The 19,978-nt window shown below is 39.0% G+C and carries 31 protein-coding genes; 27 read left to right on the forward strand and 4 right to left on the reverse strand.

Annotation, left to right across the window (positions count from 1 at the left end; genetic code table 11):
• Window positions 1-122 precede the first annotated feature (122 nt).
• The 3 genes from ggt (at window position 123) to ACH0CI_RS07730 (ending at window position 3,090) form a co-directional block, all read left to right on the forward strand.
• On the forward strand, window positions 123-1,733 hold the full coding sequence (ggt, locus tag ACH0CI_RS07720) for a gamma-glutamyltransferase (protein ID WP_406901211.1): 1,611 nt from the start codon (window positions 123-125) through the stop codon (window positions 1,731-1,733).
• A 206-nt stretch (window positions 1,734-1,939) separates the two neighbouring features.
• The gene (locus ACH0CI_RS07725; protein ID WP_335706925.1) at window positions 1,940-2,440 is read left to right on the forward strand and encodes a CBO0543 family protein; all 501 of its coding nucleotides are present in this window, start codon (window positions 1,940-1,942) and stop codon (window positions 2,438-2,440) included.
• A 38-nt stretch (window positions 2,441-2,478) separates the two neighbouring features.
• On the forward strand, window positions 2,479-3,090 hold the full coding sequence (locus ACH0CI_RS07730) for a CBO0543 family protein (RefSeq protein ID WP_406901212.1): 612 nt from the start codon (window positions 2,479-2,481) through the stop codon (window positions 3,088-3,090).
• Between the two features lie 29 nt (window positions 3,091-3,119).
• Here ACH0CI_RS07730 and ACH0CI_RS07735 read toward each other — a convergent pair whose 3' ends face one another.
• The gene (locus ACH0CI_RS07735) at window positions 3,120-3,458 is read right to left on the reverse strand and encodes a hypothetical protein (protein WP_406901213.1); all 339 of its coding nucleotides are present in this window, start codon (window positions 3,456-3,458) and stop codon (window positions 3,120-3,122) included.
• Between the two features lie 225 nt (window positions 3,459-3,683).
• Between ACH0CI_RS07735 and ACH0CI_RS07740 the strand changes: the two genes are divergently transcribed.
• From ACH0CI_RS07740 to gvpU, 20 genes are all read left to right on the forward strand, one after another.
• Window positions 3,684-3,866 carry a hypothetical protein gene (locus ACH0CI_RS07740; RefSeq protein ID WP_335706922.1) on the forward strand — a complete coding sequence of 61 codons (183 nt, stop codon included), beginning with the start codon at window positions 3,684-3,686 and terminating at the stop codon, window positions 3,864-3,866.
• A gap of 32 nt (window positions 3,867-3,898) precedes the next feature.
• On the forward strand, window positions 3,899-4,099 hold the full coding sequence (locus tag ACH0CI_RS07745) for a hypothetical protein (protein WP_034263931.1): 201 nt from the start codon (window positions 3,899-3,901) through the stop codon (window positions 4,097-4,099).
• Window positions 4,100-4,189: 90 nt separating this feature from the next.
• On the forward strand, window positions 4,190-4,528 hold the full coding sequence (locus ACH0CI_RS07750; RefSeq protein ID WP_029715023.1) for a zinc ribbon domain-containing protein YjdM: 339 nt from the start codon (window positions 4,190-4,192) through the stop codon (window positions 4,526-4,528).
• A gap of 200 nt (window positions 4,529-4,728) precedes the next feature.
• Complete coding sequence (gltP, locus tag ACH0CI_RS07755; RefSeq protein ID WP_406901214.1) at window positions 4,729-5,973, forward strand: glutamate-aspartate/proton symporter GltP; 1,245 nt, start codon at window positions 4,729-4,731, stop codon at window positions 5,971-5,973.
• Between the two features lie 263 nt (window positions 5,974-6,236).
• The gene (locus ACH0CI_RS07760) at window positions 6,237-6,716 is read left to right on the forward strand and encodes a DUF2798 domain-containing protein (RefSeq protein ID WP_335706920.1); all 480 of its coding nucleotides are present in this window, start codon (window positions 6,237-6,239) and stop codon (window positions 6,714-6,716) included.
• A gap of 191 nt (window positions 6,717-6,907) precedes the next feature.
• The gene (locus ACH0CI_RS07765; RefSeq protein ID WP_406901216.1) at window positions 6,908-7,393 is read left to right on the forward strand and encodes a general stress protein; all 486 of its coding nucleotides are present in this window, start codon (window positions 6,908-6,910) and stop codon (window positions 7,391-7,393) included.
• 450 nt (window positions 7,394-7,843) lie between these two features.
• On the forward strand, window positions 7,844-8,104 hold the full coding sequence (gene gvpA / locus ACH0CI_RS07770) for a gas vesicle structural protein GvpA (RefSeq protein WP_301862454.1): 261 nt from the start codon (window positions 7,844-7,846) through the stop codon (window positions 8,102-8,104).
• A gap of 60 nt (window positions 8,105-8,164) precedes the next feature.
• A complete protein-coding gene (gvpT, locus tag ACH0CI_RS07775) occupies window positions 8,165-8,650 on the forward strand; it encodes a GvpT/GvpP family gas vesicle accessory protein (protein WP_048019585.1) in 486 nt (161 codons plus the stop codon).
• A gap of 25 nt (window positions 8,651-8,675) precedes the next feature.
• Window positions 8,676-9,149 (forward strand): gas vesicle protein GvpQ, encoded by a 474-nt coding sequence (gvpQ, locus tag ACH0CI_RS07780; protein ID WP_335388023.1) that lies wholly within the window; start codon window positions 8,676-8,678, stop codon window positions 9,147-9,149.
• Between the two features lie 19 nt (window positions 9,150-9,168).
• Window positions 9,169-9,435, forward strand: a complete 267-nt coding sequence (gene gvpA, locus ACH0CI_RS07785; protein ID WP_013057997.1) for a gas vesicle structural protein GvpA — start codon at window positions 9,169-9,171, stop codon at window positions 9,433-9,435.
• A 74-nt stretch (window positions 9,436-9,509) separates the two neighbouring features.
• Entirely contained in the window at window positions 9,510-9,776 is a 267-nt protein-coding gene (gene gvpO, locus ACH0CI_RS07790; RefSeq protein ID WP_033580317.1) for a gas vesicle protein GvpO, read from the forward strand.
• 28 nt (window positions 9,777-9,804) lie between these two features.
• Window positions 9,805-10,731, forward strand: coding sequence for a gas vesicle protein GvpN (gvpN, locus tag ACH0CI_RS07795; protein WP_335388026.1), 927 nt, complete (start codon window positions 9,805-9,807; stop codon window positions 10,729-10,731).
• Between the two features lie 14 nt (window positions 10,732-10,745).
• Window positions 10,746-11,513, forward strand: a complete 768-nt coding sequence (locus ACH0CI_RS07800; RefSeq protein ID WP_221784081.1) for a GvpL/GvpF family gas vesicle protein — start codon at window positions 10,746-10,748, stop codon at window positions 11,511-11,513.
• 1 nt (window position 11,514) lies between these two features.
• Window positions 11,515-11,781: a gas vesicle protein GvpG gene (locus ACH0CI_RS07805; RefSeq protein ID WP_013084016.1), complete on the forward strand. Its 267-nt coding sequence runs from the start codon at window positions 11,515-11,517 to the stop codon at window positions 11,779-11,781.
• Window positions 11,782-12,591 carry a GvpL/GvpF family gas vesicle protein gene (locus ACH0CI_RS07810; protein WP_406901217.1) on the forward strand — a complete coding sequence of 270 codons (810 nt, stop codon included), beginning with the start codon at window positions 11,782-11,784 and terminating at the stop codon, window positions 12,589-12,591.
• Window positions 12,592-12,608: 17 nt separating this feature from the next.
• Window positions 12,609-12,899, forward strand: coding sequence for a gas vesicle protein (locus ACH0CI_RS07815; RefSeq protein WP_028414530.1), 291 nt, complete (start codon window positions 12,609-12,611; stop codon window positions 12,897-12,899).
• Window positions 12,850-13,134 (forward strand): gas vesicle protein K, encoded by a 285-nt coding sequence (locus ACH0CI_RS07820; protein WP_028414529.1) that lies wholly within the window; start codon window positions 12,850-12,852, stop codon window positions 13,132-13,134. Before ACH0CI_RS07815 ends, ACH0CI_RS07820 begins: the two co-directional genes overlap by 50 nt.
• A gap of 21 nt (window positions 13,135-13,155) precedes the next feature.
• The gene (locus ACH0CI_RS07825; RefSeq protein ID WP_028414528.1) at window positions 13,156-13,458 is read left to right on the forward strand and encodes a gas vesicle protein; all 303 of its coding nucleotides are present in this window, start codon (window positions 13,156-13,158) and stop codon (window positions 13,456-13,458) included.
• Window positions 13,459-13,494: 36 nt separating this feature from the next.
• The gene (gvpT, locus tag ACH0CI_RS07830; protein WP_406901219.1) at window positions 13,495-14,382 is read left to right on the forward strand and encodes a GvpT/GvpP family gas vesicle accessory protein; all 888 of its coding nucleotides are present in this window, start codon (window positions 13,495-13,497) and stop codon (window positions 14,380-14,382) included.
• Between the two features lie 23 nt (window positions 14,383-14,405).
• Window positions 14,406-14,822, forward strand: a complete 417-nt coding sequence (gene gvpU, locus ACH0CI_RS07835) for a gas vesicle accessory protein GvpU (RefSeq protein ID WP_013057987.1) — start codon at window positions 14,406-14,408, stop codon at window positions 14,820-14,822.
• 30 nt (window positions 14,823-14,852) lie between these two features.
• Here the strand turns inward: gvpU and ACH0CI_RS07840 are convergent, their stop codons facing one another.
• Window positions 14,853-15,752, reverse strand: coding sequence for an AraC family transcriptional regulator (locus ACH0CI_RS07840; protein ID WP_335388033.1), 900 nt, complete (start codon window positions 15,750-15,752; stop codon window positions 14,853-14,855).
• A gap of 108 nt (window positions 15,753-15,860) precedes the next feature.
• Between ACH0CI_RS07840 and ACH0CI_RS07845 the strand changes: the two genes are divergently transcribed.
• Window positions 15,861-16,781 carry an EamA family transporter gene (locus ACH0CI_RS07845; protein ID WP_335388036.1) on the forward strand — a complete coding sequence of 307 codons (921 nt, stop codon included), beginning with the start codon at window positions 15,861-15,863 and terminating at the stop codon, window positions 16,779-16,781.
• A 34-nt stretch (window positions 16,782-16,815) separates the two neighbouring features.
• On the opposite strand, the gene ACH0CI_RS07850 is transcribed toward ACH0CI_RS07845, so the two are convergent.
• Window positions 16,816-17,031 carry a hypothetical protein gene (locus ACH0CI_RS07850; RefSeq protein WP_013057984.1) on the reverse strand — a complete coding sequence of 72 codons (216 nt, stop codon included), beginning with the start codon at window positions 17,029-17,031 and terminating at the stop codon, window positions 16,816-16,818.
• Window positions 17,032-17,304: 273 nt separating this feature from the next.
• Here ACH0CI_RS07850 and ACH0CI_RS07855 point away from each other — a divergent pair, with 273 nt between their 5' ends.
• The 3 genes from ACH0CI_RS07855 to ACH0CI_RS07865 all read left to right on the forward strand — a co-directional run bounded on the left by ACH0CI_RS07855 (window position 17,305) and on the right by ACH0CI_RS07865 (window position 19,455).
• Window positions 17,305-18,240 (forward strand): aldo/keto reductase, encoded by a 936-nt coding sequence (locus tag ACH0CI_RS07855; RefSeq protein WP_406901220.1) that lies wholly within the window; start codon window positions 17,305-17,307, stop codon window positions 18,238-18,240.
• Between the two features lie 364 nt (window positions 18,241-18,604).
• Window positions 18,605-18,988, forward strand: a complete 384-nt coding sequence (locus ACH0CI_RS07860) for a MerR family transcriptional regulator (protein ID WP_014459212.1) — start codon at window positions 18,605-18,607, stop codon at window positions 18,986-18,988.
• Window positions 18,989-19,008: 20 nt separating this feature from the next.
• Window positions 19,009-19,455, forward strand: coding sequence for a GNAT family N-acetyltransferase (locus ACH0CI_RS07865; RefSeq protein ID WP_335388041.1), 447 nt, complete (start codon window positions 19,009-19,011; stop codon window positions 19,453-19,455).
• A 298-nt stretch (window positions 19,456-19,753) separates the two neighbouring features.
• Here ACH0CI_RS07865 and yjcZ read toward each other — a convergent pair whose 3' ends face one another.
• On the reverse strand, window positions 19,754-19,903 hold the full coding sequence (yjcZ, locus tag ACH0CI_RS07870) for a sporulation protein YjcZ (RefSeq protein WP_014459214.1): 150 nt from the start codon (window positions 19,901-19,903) through the stop codon (window positions 19,754-19,756).
• Window positions 19,904-19,978 lie beyond the last annotated feature (75 nt).

The raw sequence follows: 19,978 nt of genomic DNA on the forward strand, positions 1-19,978 counted from the left end.
ATGAAGTCATGTCATTCTGAGATAAAAAGAAAGGCGCTTGGCTATAAATATGGTAAAATAAAGAAGTTAAATTATTTAGAAAATTAAATAAAATTAAGAAGTGTAAAAGAGGAGGAGCTTTTATGAACTATGATCCGCATTATCATCCATATCCATCTTACCGAGTTCCCGTTTATGCAAAGAAAGGAATGATATCCACATCTCAGCCGCTTGCAGCGCAGGCAGGTCTTGATATCTTAAAAAAAGGAGGTAATGCTATTGATGCAGCGATCGCTACAGCGGCAAGTCTTACCGTATTAGAGCCCGCCTCTAATGGGATCGGAGGAGACGCGTTTGCGCTTGTTTGGACGAATAATCAGCTGTATGGACTAAACGCGAGCGGACCTTCTCCGCAGTCTATTTCCATTGATGCGCTGAAGGAAAAAGGATACAAAGAAATTCCTAAGTACGGAATGATGCCCGTTACGGTTCCCGGTGCTCCGGCTGGTTGGGCTGCTTTATCAAAGCGATTTGGTAAACTGCCTCTTTCTCAAGTGCTGGAGCCTGCTATTCAATATGCTAAGGAAGGATTTCCGTTAGCGCCTACACTCGCTAAACAATGGAAACAAGCGTACGATACGTTTAAACGAGTACATACAAGCGAAGAATTTGAATCGTGGTTTCAAACGTTTGCGCCGAATGGACGAGCACCAAAAGCAGGAGAGATGTGGTCATCTACTGATCATGCTCATACGCTTCAGCTCATTGGTGAGACAAATGCAGAAGCCTTTTATAAAGGTGAGCTTGCAGAACGTATGGATGCATTCAGCAAAAAATATGGCGGATTTTTATCAAAAGAAGATTTGGCAGCTTACGAACCGGAGTGGGTAAATCCTATTTCCGCTCACTACCGTGGATATGATGTGTGGGAAATTCCTCCGAACGGACAAGGGCTTATTGCGTTACTGGCATTAAATATCGTAAAAGGCTTTGAGCTTCAAGAAAAAGACGCCGTCGATACGTATCATAAACAAATCGAAGCGATAAAGCTTGCGTTTGCGGACGGAGCAAAATACATTACTGAAGAAGCGAAAATGAACGTACCTGTCAGCGAACTGCTGTCTGATACATATGCAAACTATCGCCGCAGCCTTATAGAAGAACATGCTCTGCAGCCTGAAGCAGGAGAACCGGTCGGAAGCGGAACAGTGTATTTAGCAACGGCTGATGAAGAAGGAAACATGGTTTCATTCATTCAAAGTAATTATATGGGCTTTGGTTCTGGAATTGTTGTGCCAGAAACGGGAATTGCTCTGCAAAACCGCGGTCACAATTTTTCAATGGACCTCAATCACGATAACTGTCTTGCTCCTAATAAAAAAACGTTTCATACCATTATTCCAGGCTTTCTCACTAAAAATAATGCGCCCGTAGGACCTTTTGGGGTGATGGGCGGGTTTATGCAGCCGCAGGGACATATGCAAGTTGTCATGAATACGATTGACTTTCACCTTCATCCTCAAGCCGCTTTAGATGCGCCAAGATGGCAGTGGAAAAAAGATAAAACGGTGCTTGTTGAGCCGACTTTTCCTTCACACGTAGCACAAGCGCTTGAACGAAAAGGACATAAAATTGAAGTAGCCGTGGATTCGATGGCATTTGGGCGCGGACAGATTATTTGGAGAGACCCTGAAAGCGGCGTGCTATGCGGAGGAAGTGAATCACGAACGGATGGTTGTGTAGCTGGATGGTAAGAACAAAATAGATCAAGAAAGAAGCCCGGACTGATTAGAGTCGGGCTTTTTTCATGTCTCAACCATATGTATAAATCTCTTCAAAGAACTGAAAACTAAAACAAACATGAACGTACGTAAAGAGAACGGGATTAGAACAACCGTCTTAAGCTGCCAATCGACACGAAGGTATACTAACAACACTTGGTGAAAGGAGCGAAAAGGTTATGAGAAATAAAAAATTTGAAGTGAATTTTTTACGTACAATGCTGATTATAGGGCTGGGAATGCTCCCTTTTCTATTTAGAAAACCACCGATCAAAGACTGGCTGCTGGCTTATGCATTTAATGCCTTAACAAATGGTATTATTGATAAATTTATTGTCTCTCACGGCCTTCTTCGATATCCAACTCGCTTGCTGAAAAAACAGTTTAGAATTAATGTGTTGTTCGACTTTTTACTGTATCCTAGCATATCCGTTATGATTAATCAGGCTACGTATCACGATAAAGGGTTAAAGATTTTATATAAAATTGTACTTTTTACGATTCCCATGTTTTTTATTGAATTATGGGCTGAAAAACGAACGAAGCTCATCGAATGGAAAACAGGCTGGATGTGGTACCACACCTTTATTAGCGTAACGTTAAAATCCTATCTTAACCGGCTGCTGATTGGATGGATTCGGAAAATTGAAAAGAAGCAGGACGAAATAAAAATAAAATAACATTGGTTCTAAAAACGACGTTAGAGAGGTGAACAAAGGTGCATATTTCTGTCCTTCTATGGCTGATTTTTCAAAATATCCAGAAGAAAACGTGGAAAAAAATTCACGAGCTATATGCTGGGGTTTTATACGTGAGCTTTTTTAATATTCTTTATTACTTTTTATGTAACGATAAGTTGCTTTGGGATTTTAAATCTTCTCATCTTTCATTAAAAGTACTGCGTATTTTACACCTTATGTTTATTACACCTCTCATGATTTTGTCGTTCTTAGCTACTTATCCGTCTACACTTCTTAAACAGGTAAAATATATCTTAAAATGGGTATGTACAGCTTCATTTGTAGAATGGATTGGTCTTAGGTGTAAGGGGATTACATTTAGACACGGCTGGCATTTGGGATGGTCAGCACTTATTTATGTAATGATGCTTATCTTCTCGAGATGGTTTCAAAAAAAGCCTTTTGCGGTCTTACTGCTATCGGTTTTTGCAACAGTCGTTCTCAGCATTATTTTCAAAGTTCCCATTAGCAAACGAATGCTAAAACATCCGCTGAAACGAATATTAACTCGCCCTTTAAAAGATCATGTGACTCAAGCTGTTGCGAATAAAGTAAGGCGAAAATGCCTGCTTCTCAAGCTGTTCTCGTAAGTGCCTGCTCTCTGTGAAGAGCAGGTTTTTTAGCTCGCGGGAGGAATAACGGCCGTCAGCAGCAGAATGAAAAAAATCAGGCCGACTCCCGTAAAGCTTAAAGAAGCAAGAAAATAAGCCGTCCAGCGCAAACGAAACGGATTATGTTCGACATTGGCTCCAGACATTAACCTCATGGAGTGAGTGTTATAGTGAGAATGAGCGCTGTTGCTTCCGCTGCTTGAAAACCAAAAAGTTAAAACTGAAAACAAAAGTCCGCTAAAAAACATAAGCTCAATAAAGCGAACGGACAAAAATGATGAGCACGCATAGGTTAATCCCCCTTCAATAAGCAGGGTAATAACAAAAATAAGCTGAGTTCTCTTCAAACAATCTTCCCCTTTTCTCTCTGTGTCTACTTTTCATTATACAATAATTTACATGTATAAAAAGTCTCAAAAATGCTTTTATTATGATATAATGGTAATAAATGTATTATTAAAAAGTGCTCAAAATCCGCATGCATCACGATTATAAGGTCTTTTGTAATGATGAGATTTACTATATATGCTGCGCTTAGCTTCAAGTGCGTAGAGTGAAAGTGAGGAGTGTTTATGGGATTGGGAGAGACTTTGATTGCGATACTAGCAGCGGGAGCACTGCTGTTATACGGTACGTTAGAGCTTTGGTTTGCACCTCATAATTCTTCTTTTTTTAAAGGTTGGAAGCAAAAACTAGCCGTCATTTTGCCGTTATACGCAGTTACATTCGGCATATGGTTCGCGTTTTGTTCGTAACAAAAATGTCTTACAAAAAGGAGGAATGAAAAATGGAAATCAATTCATACCTCATTCGGTTTTCATGTATGCTGATGCTCATGTTTGGAGGATTATTTATTATACGGTATGTAAAGACAGGTGACCTTTATTTAGATCAGCTTCTTGTCTTTGGAGCGGGTTTTGTTCTGTTTATCGGCTCACTTATTTGGAAAAGAAAACATCAGCATAGAGAAAATAGAAAAGCTTGTTAAACGTATAAAAATGTGACAGTATAAAACAGATAAAAAACGTAATCTCGTGATCGTACCATTGGTTACGGGCTGCTGCTGGAGGAAAAGAAAATGAATGTACCTAATTGCCCAAGCTGTCAATCACAGTATACATATGAAGATGGAAATCTGTTCATCTGCCCGGAGTGTGCGCATGAATGGGGTCAAGATGAAAAAGCAGAAAGCACGGAAGAACAGCTTACTGTAAAAGATGCAAACGGTAATGCTTTAAAAGACGGAGATTCAGTTACTGTCATCAAAGACTTAAAAGTAAAAGGAAGCTCATCGGTTGTAAAAATCGGAACGAAAGTAAAAAGCATTCGTTTAGTAGAAGGCGATCATAACATCGACTGCAAGATTGATGGATTTGGAGCGATGAGCTTAAAATCTCAGTTTGTGAAAAAAGCATAACGATAAAAAAGTCAGGATGAAGAAGACTTTCATCCTGACTTTTTTCTATGTATCTTAACGGACAAAGTGAAATATATAGACCGTTTTGTCTATTTTAGAAGGAATTTAGCTAAATGTCCCGAATTTACTTAAAGTGTCTGAGAACTTGGATATTAATGGAACTGATGTCCGTTTCATGAAGACAAAGGGGAGGGAGAAATGTGAAAAAATTTTTAGCGTTTCAAATTTTAATTGCATTAGTAATTGGAGCTGTTATCGGGCACTTTTTTCCGGACTTTGGGATGGCTTTAAGACCGGTAGGAGACGGGTTTATCCGGCTCATTAAAATGATTGTAGTGCCGATTGTCTTTTCAACCATCGTCATAGGTGCTGCGGGAAGCGGCAGTATGAAACAAATGGGAAGTCTAGGGTTAAAGACGATTATTTGGTTTGAAATTATTACTACCATCGTATTAGGAATCGGTCTGCTGTTAGTGAATTTGCTAAAGCCCGGAGTAGGCCTCGATCTTTCTCATCTTGTTAAAAAAGATATCGGTGAATTGTCTCAGTATACCGACAAGGTCGTGGACTTTAAACAAATGATTTTAAACATCATTCCAACGAATATCGTAGATGTGATGGCAAAAAATGATTTGCTGGCTGTGATTTTCTTTGCTATTTTATTCGGTGTTGCCGCCTCAGGAGTTGGGAAAGCATCCGAACCTGCAATGAAATTTTTTGAATCTACGGCTAAAATTATGTTTAAATTAACGCAAATTGTGATGGTCACAGCGCCTCTTGGTGTACTAGCGCTAATGGCTGCATCTGTGGGGCAATACGGCATTGTCCTTCTGCTTCCGATGCTAAAGCTAATTGGAACCGTCTTTTTAGGCCTTTTTATTATTTTATTTGTTTTATTTCCGCTTGTTGGGTTTTTGTTCAAATTCAAATATTTTGAAGTCTTCAAAATGATTTGGGACTTGTTTCTTATTGCGTTTTCAACAACAAGTACAGAGACGGTGCTGCCACAGCTGATGGAGCGTATGGAAAAGTACGGATGTCCTAAACGAGTGGTGTCGTTTGTTATTCCGTCGGGTCTGTCGTTAAACTGTGATGGCTCCACGCTGTATTTATCCGTTTCATGCGTCTTTTTAGCACAGGCTTTTAACATCGATATGCCATTAACTCAGCAATTATTTATGATGCTTATACTCGTGATGACAAGTAAAGGAATTGCGGCTGTCCCGTCAGGTTCACTTGTTGTTCTTTTAGCTACAGCCAACGCAGTAGGTCTGCCGGCTGAAGGAGTCGCAATCATTGCAGGAGTAGACCGCATCATGGATATGGCAAGAACAGGAGTTAACGTTCCAGGCCACGCCATTGCCTGTATCGTCGTCTCGAAATGGGAAAAAGTATTCCGAACTCAAACGCCAATTCCGCCTGCATCTCACACGGAATCTCTATAAAACCAACCCCCGCTTTAGCTCCTAAAGCGGGGGTTTTTTGTTAAATCTCTAAACACTTATTAACGATATAGACTAGAGTAATTTGCCATACTAGCCCTACTAAAAAAAGAGCACGCGCCGCTCAAGTCTAAAAAAATGCCCTGTGACTGTTTTATGGTCACAGGGCATTTTTTTAGATGAATGTTCACAAAATGTTCACTTACGAAGAAGGAAGATAAAAAGCTATACTAAGCCAAGTAAAAAAGATGAAAAGGATGAGAAATATGCCCACAACTAAAAAAGAAAGTATGTATTTTGGAATGATGATGTGCGGAGGGATGGTGCTTGTGATGACGATGTATAATATGTTCATAAATGATGTCATCGGGCATATCACACTTGCAGAAGGTATTTTAAACTTGGTTATCACATTTGTAGTTGCCATGATTATCGAAACTTTCTTAGTAGGACCCGTAGCAAAAAAAGTAGCATTTTCACTGCCGTTTGATAAGTCTAAACAGTTAAAAGTCGTGTTGATCCTCTCAACTTGCATGGTTATTGGAATGGTGCTTTCCATGTCTGTATATGGATTAATTACGATGTCACTTACGAAAGGCCTGCAAGGAGAGCCGCTTCTTTCAAGCTATGCATTTATCGTTATAAAAAACTTTATCGTAGCCTACCCGCTTCAGCTTCTTATTATGGGACCTTTAGTTCGGTTATTGTTCATGAAATTTGTGAAAAAGAATCCGGCAGCGGCTTAAGTCAAAACCCTAAGAACGCCTATTTTCTTAGGGTTTTGTTGTGCAAAGCTGTTCGGTCAGAAGAGAAGAAAGTCACTAAATAAAAAGTGATTTAGGACTATTTATTTAAGAATAGAGAAGATCTCTTATCCTCTAAAACGTTTCAAAGCCATACTCCCGGGTACACACAACATTAATGAGGAGGAGATAGTATGGAAGCAAAAGCTAAGAATGTTGTGGGAGTATATGAAACGGAACAAGAAGCAATTCATGCTGTAGAGAATTTTAAAAAAGAAGGATACGTATCAGAAGAAATATCTATTATCGGTAAACATAAAAAGAACAAAAAAGTTCAGAAAGAAACGAATACAAAAGCAGAAGGGGCAGCAACTGGAGCGCTTACCGGAGGTACGCTAGGGAGCTTGACCGGAATATTAGCAGGTGCCGGAGCTCTTGCAATCCCGGGAATAGGCCCAATTGTAGCGGCTGGTCCGATTGTAGCTACATTAACAGGTGCAGCAGCTGGTGCGAGTGTAGGAGGTCTGTCTGGTATTTTAGTCGGTATGGGAATTCCAAAACAGCAGGCCGAGCACTATAATGATTTAGTCAAAGAAGGCAGCCTGCTTGTTTTAGTAGACAAAGAAGACTCAGATCATGATGGAAATCCGAAAGCGCCTTTAACCGGAATGATTTTATAGAACTTATTATGTATAGGAGAAAGCTGTCGCAGTGCGGCAGCTTTTTTTATGCGCTGGTTTTATTTAAGAGAATTACATGCACAATAATATTCCATAATAGTTAAAAATATCAAAGTATTTGAGGATAACCCGAAAGATAATATGCCTTAAATTATAATGTAATATTATTGTAACAATAATGTATTTATTGTTTTATTTTGGAATTTGAGTTTCGATAAAAGCTTTAACAACGGGATTTAGGCGCAAAATACATCCATAAATTAACTGTAAACTATTATGCGAAGTAGAATAATTTTCTAATTATTTTTCAAGAATTAATTTTTAGCAAATTATTCATGTTTGAAAGAGGGTTAAAAAGTATATTTCAAAAGTATGTTTACTAAAAAAAGTTAAGCAGGTTGTTTAGTAGCATCATTCATTTAGTTAAATCTCGAAAGGAGCTGCTAAAAAATGAGTATTCAAAAAAGTACAGACAGTTCAAGTTTAGCAGAAGTGATTGATCGAATTCTAGACAAAGGAATTGTCATCGATGCTTTTGCTCGAGTATCACTCGTAGGAATTGAAATTTTAACGATTGAAGCACGAGTCGTTATTGCAAGTGTCGATACGTGGCTTCGCTACGCAGAAGCCGTCGGGTTATTAACCGACAAAGTAGAGGAAGAAGGGCTGCCTGGCCGAACAGAGGAGCGAGGAGCAGGGTTTAGCTTTTAAGTCTTTTAATCGTAAGAAAATTCATTAAATAAATAATAATAAGAGAAAAGAGGATGAAACATGTCAACAACTGATAAGAATGTACAAAGTGAAAAACAAGAAAATCAGCAGCAGGAAGAAAAAACGCAAAACTCTTTGAATCTTGCCATTTTAGGAGGCGTAGTAGGAGCGGGAATTGGACTTCTTTCAAGTCCGCAAACGAGTAAAAAAGTACTCAGTCGCTTAGGACAATCAGAAATTGTACGTGCTACAGGACAAGAGTTAAGAAGAAACGCACAAGATATTTTAACGCAGCAAGCGATGGGAGCGTTAAGACAGACAGCTACAGGATATCTTGAAAAAGACAATTTAAGCAAGCTGCTGGCACCTAAAAAGAAAAAAGAAGAAACATCAAATGAACAGGGAGATTCGCAGGAAGAAGTCAGCGCAAGCGCAGAAATGGAAACGTCTCAGTACGAAGAGTTAAAAGAAGAAAATAAAAATATGAACGATCAGCTGCAGCGCATTGAAGAGATGCTAAACAAACTCATGGACGCGAAGAAGTAAGATATCCGTCCTGAAGGGGAATTTCATGGATAAAAAAGATGTGGAGAAAGCAGCCTTAAAAGCAGGAAAAAAAATAGTGGAGCACACGCCTGAACCTGTTAAGGAAAAGGTAGAAGAAAAGGTTAAAGAAAAAGCGAAAGAAAAGTTTGTCGAAAAAACCGAAGGGAAACTGCAGGAAAAAGCGGATGAAGCGTCAGAGAAACTGCAGGAAACGAAAGAAAAAAATGCCCAAAAGGTACACGGCAAAGGAGAAGACGCAAAAGAAAAGCTTCAAGACGTCTTATTATCAGTAAAAGATAAGCTTAGCGATGTGAAAGAAGCTGGAGAAGACTTTCAAGAAAAAGTTTCTTCTTCAGACGATAAAGATAAGTCAAAAAACAAGCGGAAAATAAAAGGCGTAAATCAGATTAAAAAAGCAACGGATATTAAAAGCTCTACTAAGATTAAAAGTTCCACTGATATTAAATCATCTACAGATTTAAAAACAATGGGATCATAAGCGAAAGGAGAAATGGGATATGTCTATTCAAAAAAGTACTAATAGTTCAAGTTTAGCAGAAGTAATTGACCGTATTTTGGATAAAGGAATTGTTATTGATGCGTTTGCAAGAGTGTCTGTTGTAGGAATTGAAATTTTAACAATTGAAGCACGAGTGGTTATTGCCAGTGTTGATACATGGTTACGCTATGCAGAAGCAGTGGGGCTTCTTCGTGACGACGTAGAAGAAAACGGCCTTCCTGAACGTTCAAATTCAAGTGAAGGGCAGCCGCGTTTTAGTATTTAATATGAAGTGGTATGGAACCTTCCTTTTTGAGGGTGGTTCCAGCTTTTAGATCTAACTATTGGAGGCTACTAAAGATGGAAATTAAAAAAATTATGCAAGCCGTGAACGACTTTTTTGCTGAAAACGTAGCTCCTCCTCATAAAATTACCTCGGTGGAAGTTACTGAAGATGAAGGCTGGAGAGTTATTGTTGAAGTCATTGAAGAACGAGAATATATGAAAAAGTACGCCAAAGATGAAATGCTCGGAACGTACGAGTGCTTTTTAAATAAAGAAAAAGAAGTCATTTCATTCAAACGACTCGACGTCAGATATAGAAGCGCCATTGGCATTGAAGCATAAACGATAAGATGGCAGGAGGAACGTAAAAATGACCGTCTTAACAGACAAAAGGAAAAAAGGCAGTGGAGCTTTTATACAAGATGACGAGACAAAAGAGGTTCTTTCAAGAGCGCTGAGCTATTTAAAATCCGGCTATTCCATTCATTTTACAGGTCCTGCCGGCGGAGGCAAAACCTCTTTAGCGCGAGCGCTTGCTAAAAAGAGAAAGCGTCCTGTAATGCTGATGCACGGGAATCACGAGCTCAACAACAAAGATTTAATTGGCGATTTTACGGGATACACGAGCAAAAAAGTGATTGATCAGTATGTTCGTTCTGTTTATAAAAAAGATGAACAAGTGAGTGAAAACTGGCAGGATGGGCGATTGCTTGAAGCTGTAAAAAATGGCTATACGCTGATTTACGACGAATTTACTCGTTCTAAGCCTGCAACGAATAATATCTTTTTATCAATATTAGAAGAAGGCGTGCTGCCGCTGTATGGAGTAAAAATGACCGATCCTTTTGTACGCGTGCATCCCGATTTCCGCGTCATCTTCACAAGCAACCCAGCTGAGTATGCTGGCGTATATGATACGCAAGATGCGCTTCTTGACAGGTTAATTACTATATTTATTGATTATAAAGACATCGACAGAGAGACAGCAATTTTAACGGAGAAAACGGACGTAGAAGAAGACGAAGCGCGCACAATTGTAACGCTCGTAGCAAACGTGCGAAACCGCTCTGGAGACGAAAATAGCAGCGGACTTAGCCTGCGGGCTTCGCTTATGATCGCTACCCTTGCCACGCAGCAAGACATTCCTATCGATGGAAATGACGAAGATTTTCAAACGTTATGTATCGACATTTTGCATCATCCGCTTACCAAATGTTTGGATGAAGAAAATGCAAAAAGCAAAGCCGAAAAAATCATTCTAGAAGAATGTAAGAATATAGACACTGAAGAAAAGTAAAGGAGCTTGAAAACATGAGTGAAACAAACGAAACAGGTATTTATATTTTTAGCGCCATTCAAACGGATAAAGACGCAGATTTTGGATCGGTAGAAGTAGAAGGAACAAAAGCTGAAACGTTTTTGATTCGCTACAAAGACGCGGCGATGGTAGCAGCTGAAGTGCCGATGAAAATTTATCATCCTAATCGCCAAAATTTATTAATGCATCAACACGCAGTAGCAGCGATCATGGACAAAAATGATACGGTTATTCCAATCAGCTTTGGGAATGTATTCAAATCAAAAGAAGATGTAAAAGTTCTTTTGGAAAACCTTTATCCGCAGTTTGAAAAGCTGTTTCCAGCGATCAAAGGAAAAATTGAAGTTGGTTTAAAAGTAATTGGAAAAAAAGAATGGCTTGAGAAAAAAGTGAACGAAAATCCTGAACTTGAAAAAGTATCAGCATCCGTAAAAGGAAAATCAGAAGCAGCCGGTTATTATGAGCGTATTCAGCTTGGAGGAATGGCTCAAAAGATGTTTACTTCCCTGCAAAAAGAAGTCAAGACAGATGTGTTTTCTCCGCTTGAAGAAGCAGCGGAAGCAGCAAAAGCAAATGAGCCAACGGGCGAAACGATGCTTTTAAACGCTTCTTTCTTAATTAACCGAGAAGATGAAGCGAAGTTTGATGAAAAAGTGAATGAAGCGCATGAAAACTGGAAAGACAAAGCCGATTTTCATTACAGCGGTCCTTGGCCTGCTTATAATTTTGTGAACATTCGCCTAAAAGTAGAAGAGAAATAACGTGCTTCACAAATTAGTAACCGCACCTATTAATCTTGTAGTGAAAATCGGCGAAAAAGTACAGGAAGAAGCTGATAAACAGCTATATGACCTTCCGACGATTCAGCAAAAACTCATTCAGCTTCAAATGATGTTTGAGCTTGGTGAAATTCCGGAAGAAGCGTTTCAAGAAAAAGAAGATGAATTGTTAATGAGGTACGAAATCGCGAAACGTAGAGAAATTGAACAATGGGAAGAGCTGACAAAAAAAAGAAATGAGGAATCCTAGATGGGAGAATTACTGTATTTATACGGTTTAATTCCAACAAAAGAAGCAGCAGCCAGAGAGTCGTTTCCATCTTATAAAGGGTTTGACGGAGAACATTCACTGTACCCAATAACGATTGATCAGGTGACGGCTGTCGTTTCTAAGCTGGATGCTGACGCCTATTCAGAAGAAGTGATTAAAGAAAAAATGGAGCAGGATATGAGCTGGCTGCAGGAAAAAGCATTTCATCATCACGAAACGGTAGCCGCTTTGTACGAAGAATTTACGATCATTCCATTAAAATTTTGCACCATTTATAAAAGTAAAGAAAGTCTGCAAGCAGCTATTGAGCTTAACAAAGAAAAGCTAGAGAATTCATTGACGCTGCTTCAAGGAAATGAAGAGTGGAACGTGAAGATTTACTGTGATGATAAAGAGCTTAAAAAAGGAATCAGCGAAACGAATGAAAGCGTGAAAGCGCAAAAAGAAGAAATTAGTCACTTATCACCAGGAAGACAGTTTTTTGAAAAGAAAAAAATAGATCAGCTGATTGAAAGAGAATTAGAACTTCACAAAAACAAAGTGTGTGAAGAGATACATGACAAGCTCAAAGAACTGTCGCTTTATGACTCTGTTAAAAAGAATTGGAGCAAGGACGTAACGGGGGCGGCTGAACAAATGGCATGGAACAGCGTGTTTCTTCTCCCATCTCTGCAGATCACTAAGTTTGTAAACGAAATAGAAGAGCTTCAGCAAAAGCTTGAAAATAAAGGCTGGAAATTTGAAGTGACGGGACCATGGCCGCCCTATCATTTCTCGAGCTTTGCGTAAAGTGAGGAATTAACATTATGTCTCTTAAACAATCCATGGAGAATAAAGATATTGCTCTTATTGATATTTTAGATGTCATTTTAGATAAAGGAGTCGCCATTAAAGGAGACTTAATCATTTCCATAGCCGGCGTCGATTTAGTGTATTTGGATTTGCGGGTGCTTATTTCTTCGGTTGAAACGCTGGTGCAAGCAAAAGAAGGAAATCGCAAACCCATCACTTCTGAACAATTTGATAAACAAAAGGAGGAATTACTGGATGCAACCGGTCAGCCAAGCAAATGGACGAATCCACTTGGATCCCGATAAAGCTGAACAAGGCTTAGCGCAGCTTGTGATGACAGTTATTGAGCTATTGAGGCAAATCGTTGAACGTCATGCCATGAGGCGGGTGGAGGGTGGAACGTTGACGGACGAACAAATTGAAAACTTAGGAATTGCACTAATGAATTTGGAAGAAAAAATGGACGAGTTGAAAGAGGTGTTCGGTCTGGACGCAGAAGATTTAAATATTGATCTTGGACCGCTAGGCAGCCTGCTTTAAGCGGTCAGTGGGAGGAACAGTATGGCAGTCGAACATAATATGCAGTCAAGTACGATTGTAGATGTGCTCGAAAAGATTTTGGATAAAGGAGTCGTCATAGCGGGGGACATCACCGTAGGAATTGCAGATGTCGAGCTATTAACGATAAAGATCCGCTTGATTGTGGCTTCGGTTGATAAAGCAAAAGAAATCGGCATGGACTGGTGGGAAAATGATCCCTATCTCAGTTCAAAAGGAGCCAATAGTAAAGCGCTCGAAGAAGAAAATAAAATGCTGCATGAGCGGTTAAAAACGCTTGAAGAAAAAATAGAAACAGAACGTTAAAAACTGTACGCTACTTAAAAAATGGAGGGATTTACAATGGCAACTGAAACAAAATTAGATAACACACAGGCAGAAAACAAGGAAAATAAAAATACGGAAAACGGTTCAAAAGAAAAGAACGATTCAAAAGCAAGCAAAACAACAAGCAGCGGGCCAATCAAACGTGCGGTCGCAGGAGGCATCATCGGTGCAACGATTGGATATGTATCGACTCCTGAAAATCGAAAAAGTCTCCTTGACCGCATTGATACAGACGAATTAAAAAGCAAAGCATCTGATTTAGGAACAAAGGTGAAAGAAAAATCAAAAAGCAGCGTGGCCAGCCTGAAAACATCTGCGGGAAGCTTGTTTAAAAAAGATAAAGATAAATCAAAAGATGATGAAGAAAACGTAAATTCTTCTAGTAGCGAAACAGAAGACGATAACGTTCAAGAGTACGACGAGTTAAAAGAAGAAAACCAAACGCTTCAAGACCGTTTATCACAGCTTGAAGAAAAAATGAACATGCTTGTTGAGCTTAGCCTCAATAAAAATCAAAATGAAGAAGCGGAAGATACAAATTCCGACGAAGAAGAGAACGATGAGAACGAAGAAAACGAGCAGGACGATGAAAATGAAGAAGAAACACCTAAGTCTCGTAAAAAGAATAAAAAAGAAGAGGAGCAAGAAGAGGAGCAAGAAGAGGAAGAAGAAAGTGACGAAGACAGCGAGGAAGAAGAGGGAGATTCTCGTTCAAACAACAAAAATAAAAAAGTAAAAACAGAAGAAGAAGACGAAGAAGATGAAAGCGAAGAAGAAAAAAAGGAAGCGAAACCAAAAAAGTCAACAGCTAAAAAATCAAAAAATACAAAAGCAAAGAAAAACACGGATGAAGAAGATGATGACGCAACATCTCTTTCAAGTGAAGACGATACAACAGCCTAAGACGTAAAGGAGGAAAGAAATACATGAGTACAGGCCCTTCTTTTTCAACTAAAGACAATACGCTTGAATACTTTGTGAAAGCTTCTAATAAACACGGCTTTTCACTTGATATTTCATTAAATGTAAACGGCGCTGTGATTTCGGGTACCATGATTTCAGCAAAAGAATACTTTGATTACTTAAGCGAAACGTTTGAAGAAGGCAGTGAAGTGGCTCAGGCGCTAAGCGAACAATTCTCTTTAGCAAGCGAAGCGAGCGAATCAAACGGAGAAGCAGAAGCCCATTTTATTCATTTGAAAAATACAAAGATCTACTGTGGAGACAGTAAGTCTACTCCTTCAAAAGGAAAGATCTTTTGGAGAGGAAAAATAGCAGAAGTAGACGGATTCTTCTTAGGGAAGATTTCTGATGCAAAATCAACGAGTAAAAAGAGTTCATAAAAAACGGCGGGGTGAGTGCTCCGCCGTTTTTTAGTGATGTGATGAGATGTGCAGCTTCTTTTTTCGATACATGAGCGGAGTCATCTTCATTTCTTTTCGAAACTGATTAATAAAATAGCTTGTACTATTAAATCCTACTTGATAGGCGACGTCCGTCACATTTGCTTCTGCTTGCTGCAGCATAACTAAGCTTTGCTGAATTCGATAGTTTAATACATAGGTCAAAGGAGATTTTTTTAACATTTTCTTGAAATATCGACAGCATTCAGAACGGCTTAATTGTCCCGCTTTGGCAATATCATCGAGCGTAATCTTTTCAGCAAAGTGCAAATGAATCCAATTAAGCATTTGCTTCATCCGCTGATTTTTGATCATTTCTTTTTCATTGTATTTCAGCTGCAAACCGTTAAGAATTACATTTTTCCACAGTATGCTGAGTTCAGAGGCAATCTCTATTTCATAGTGATGCGGCTGCTTATGAATCCATGTGTATATCTTATTTATAGACTCTAACACGTTATTCCCCCACGCTTGCTTTGGACTGATGAATAAATGTGGTAGATTCGTTGCATGAATGTAGGGATAAACGTAATTTGTAAAAAGCTCTTGCGGCACAAGAAAATGAGGAGAAACATTTAAACAAATGTACACGCAGCCGGATTTGTTTATGTCTTCAGTCATATGAAGACATCCGCTGTTAATAAACAGTCCGTAGCCTTGTTTTACAGTCACTGTTTTTTCATTTATTTGAAAAGACGCATGACCTTTTATAACCAATACAAATTGAAGCTCATCGTGCCAGTGAAGAGGGATGTAGCCGTTTATGTGATCACTGATCGTTGTTTGATAACATGCTACTGGCAGCTCAACGGTGCGATGGGTCGTTAGCTCTTTTAAGTTTTCATCAATTTTAAAATGTGCTGCTGGCATACATGGTCACCTCAATATATTTATATTTTTTAATGCAATTTGCGTATTTTCTGCCCCGTTTTTCACTTATTATAACACTATTCTTATAATAAAAGTGAGGGATGAAAGATGAACGATCTCAGCAGAAAAAAAGGATTCTTCTTTGTAACCACTGGAGCTATATGTTGGGGGATGGGAGGAACGGTTGCTCAAAAGCTTTTTCAAGAATTTGAAATCAGTGTAGACTGGCTTGTTTCAGTACGGCTGCTCACTGCGGGTTTTTTGCTGTTAATGATTTCATGTATAAAAAGGAATCGTTCTCACGTACTTGGAGTATGGAAGAACCGAAAGTCAGCTTTTCAGCTCGTCGTTTTTGCCATAGCTGGTATGCTTGCCGTTCAGTATACGTATATGGCTTCTATTAAGCACGGAAATGCAGCAGTAGCTACGCTGCTTCAGTATTTATCACCGGTGATGATTATCATTTATTTGCTTTTGCGCAAGCAGTCTATATTTACGCGACAAGACGTCATCACTGTTCTGCTGGCACTGGGGGGCTGCTTTTTTTTATTAACAAACGGCTCTATTTCTCAGCTGTCTGTTTCTGTATCTGCCGTTGTTTGGGGAGTGTTGTCCGGCGTAGCGGCAGCTTTTTATACGCTGTATGCGGTGCCGCTGATCAAAAAGTACAGTTCGCTTGTCATCGTTGGCTGGTCAATGGTAATTGGGGGAAGCGCAATGAGCTTTATTCATCCTCCTTGGGAAACGTCAAGCTTATCACCAATAACCTGCGGATATATTTTATTTGTTATTATTTTTGGCACGATGCTTGCTTTTTGGTTTTATGTAGAAAGTCTGCAAAGTCTTTTACCTAAAGAAACGAGTTTGCTTGGAAGTTTAGAACCTTTAGCCGCTGTTATTACAACCGTTGTTTGGTTGAAAGAGCCTTTTGGTTTTTATCAATGGATAGGCACAGCTTGTATTATTGGATTAGTTCTATTACTCACACGAACGAAACAAGCATCTTCTGAGACGACACTTTCAGTGTAAATGGGGGCTTGCTAAAAGAAGAAGCAAACCACTGTCACTTTGCCGCCGAATCTGTAGAAACTCGTTTGACTTTTAAAATCTTTACATATTGAATAAACACTCTTTCTTTTGTAGAAACATTTAATTTAGCAAGTCTTGATGCGTCATCTCGGTTTTTAGCAGATTCTATCACAAAAGTTCCTTTGATTTTGGCTTCATCTTTTAGAACGGAATACTGTATTTCAAATCGTTTTGCTTTCGTTTTCTGCATAGTGATTGATAAGCTCCTTTGCCTGATAGATTAATGTGTTGGTATGAAATAAGCTTCGATAAAAAGGAAGGAAAGAACGTAACATATACTACTAAATGAAATGCAGAGCGGCAGTGATTTTTATCACACCACAACCTAGTATTTCATCTTTTTACCAAAAAAGATAGGGTGTTTTATCGTCGCTGCTTATAAAATCTTTTATTCTTTCTGCTTGACCTAGAGTTAACTCTATGGTTTATCTTGTAGTAGTATCATTTCAAGGAGGGGCTTTATATGAAGTATCATACAATTGCTAGTACTGACTTACACGTATCAAATTTAATTATGGGAAATATGCGTTTAACAGAGCTTTCTTTACCGGAAGCAGAGAAGCTAATCCGCACAGCGATGGAAGAAGAAATTAACTTTTTTGATCATGCTGATATTTACGGTCCTGATTATGTAGGACAATGCGAAGAGTATTTTGCGAACGCTATACAAATGAATTCAAGTCTTCGTGAGAAAATGGTGATTCAAAGTAAATGCGGCATTAACGCAGCGGAAAATTACTATGACTTTTCAAAGAAGCATATCATAGATTCTGTTGACGGCAGCTTAGAGCGCTTAAAAACAGATTACTTAGATCTTTTATTACTTCATCGTCCAGATCCGCTAATGGATCCTGAAGAAGTTGCAGAAGCATTTAATGAACTTCAAAGCAGCGGAAAGGTACGTCACTTTGGTGTGTCGAACCACAACCCAGCGCAAATTCAGCTGCTTGAAAAATACATCAACCAAAAACTTGTCGTAAACCAAGTGCAGTTCAGCATCGCACATACGCCAATCATAGACTCTGGTATTTCGTTAAACATGGGAATTGATCAAGCTGTCAACCGCGACAGCAGCGTGCTTGAATATTGCCGTTTAAACGATATCACACTTCAAGCATGGTCACCGTTCCAAAACGGATTTTTTGAAGGTCCTTTCCTAGGTGATAAAGAGAAATTTGGAAAGCTAAACGAAGTAATTGATCGAATCGCAAATAAATATAGCGTGACGAATACAGCGATTGCCGTTGCGTGGATTACAACGCATCCTGCAAATATTCAAGTAGTGCTTGGTACGACAAATATTCAGCGTATGAAAGATGCAAGCAAAGGTTCAGAAATCAAGTTAACACGCCAAGAATGGTACGATATTTATAAAGCCGCTGGCAACATGGTGCCTTAAGCGTTTTAGTCTCTAAAATAAAACAGGTAACTCCGTTCGAACATAGAACGGAGTTACCTGCGTTTTACGTTAAGAACTACGGGTTAAGCTAGAAAAAGATTTAGCAGCAGCTCAATTATTTTGGTGACGCCAAAACCTAATAAAAAGGCAATAAAACCGCCGATTACAATGGTAAGCATCATGTGAGCAGTATTCATCGTATCATCCTTTCTGATTTGAATGTATGTTGCTGCTTGTACAAAAAACCTGCAGCATAAAGATCGCAATAAAGAAGACTCTAAAAGAATAAATCCTCGAGATAACTGGAGGTCAAGACAAACTCATCATGTTTTTCTGAGAAGTTTAAGATGTAGGAGGAAGCAGTATGACGTACACCATTTCACAAGTTGCGAAAAAATTGAACGTGACAATTTATACCATTCGCTATTATGATAAAGAAGGGCTTTTTCCATTTTTAGATCGTACAGCGTCAGGGAATCGTATTTTTAAAGAACAAGATATTGAATGGATTGATTTAATCTGCTGTTTAAAAAGCACAGGTATGCAAATCAAGGACATTCGGACGCTTATTGAAAACTGTACGCTTGAAAATGCCGTGCTTGATAAAAGTCTGCAAATGCTGATGGATCACAAAAAAGCAGTGCTAAAAGAAATTGAAGAAATTCATCACAAGCTTGAGACGATTGATTATAAAATCAAGCACCTGCCGGAAATGTACGAACGAATCGTTAATAAGCCTTCAAACTAAACAAAAAAGGAAGCGTAAAAATGATCGAAAAAGTAGTACCTTTCACTGCAGAGAATATGCAGCAGTGCATTGACTTGTATCTGAATGTATTTACAAAAAAGCCTTGGAATGAACCGTGGACGGAAGAATCAGCTAAAGAAAGGCTGACTGATTTACTGAACACGCCTAAATTTATGGGCTATTTATTTTATGACAAAGGAGAGTTGATTGGCATGATTGCAGGTCACGCGAAAAAATCATACAGCGGTATGACCTTTTACGTGGCCGAGCTTTGCGTCAGCGCAAGCGTGCAGGGAAAAGGATATGGTTCAGCTATCTTAAGCCGGTTTGAGAACGAACTTCAAAGACGCGATATCAACAGCTTGTATCTCTTGACGGCGACTGGAGGAGCTGCACAGGCTTTTTATGAAAGAAACGGCTATACTGTAAATGATCAGCGGGTCGTCTTGAAAAAATCGTTTGTATAATTTTGTACATAAAGCGTGAAGAGAGCTGCAGAGTGGCTCTCTTTTTAATTACTCTTTTTACCTATCAATATGTAGAAAAAAGGGAAGTATGAACAAGAAAAATAAGGTAATGAGAAGGCGTAAACAAGGAACGGTAGATTAAAAAGCCCGTGGTTTTTTCTCAGTAGTGAGTCTCATTATGAGCACACTTAAAAACAGTGCCCATTATGTGGACACTGCTTTTTCATAATAAAGTGGAAAGCTAGCTTTTGGTAAAAAAATTAGTGGAAATGAAGCTGTTCATTATTATTTCTAATGATTAGCAACCGCCAAATCCTCCCCAGCAAGCACAGCCGATGATGATTAATAAAATGAATAATACGATGATTAAAGCAAAGCCACTGCCAAATCCGCAGCCGCCACCGCCATAACCGTAACCGCCATAACCACAGCCACCATAGAAGCCCATATATTTCACCTCCAAGTTCTGAGTACATTTTTAACATATGCCTGAAATGCAAAAGTGCTCCAAAAATATCCAATG

Source organism: Priestia sp. 179-F W1.4 NHS, assembly GCF_045369295.1.
Taxonomy (GTDB): Bacteria; Bacillota; Bacilli; order Bacillales; family Bacillaceae_H; genus Priestia; species Priestia zanthoxyli.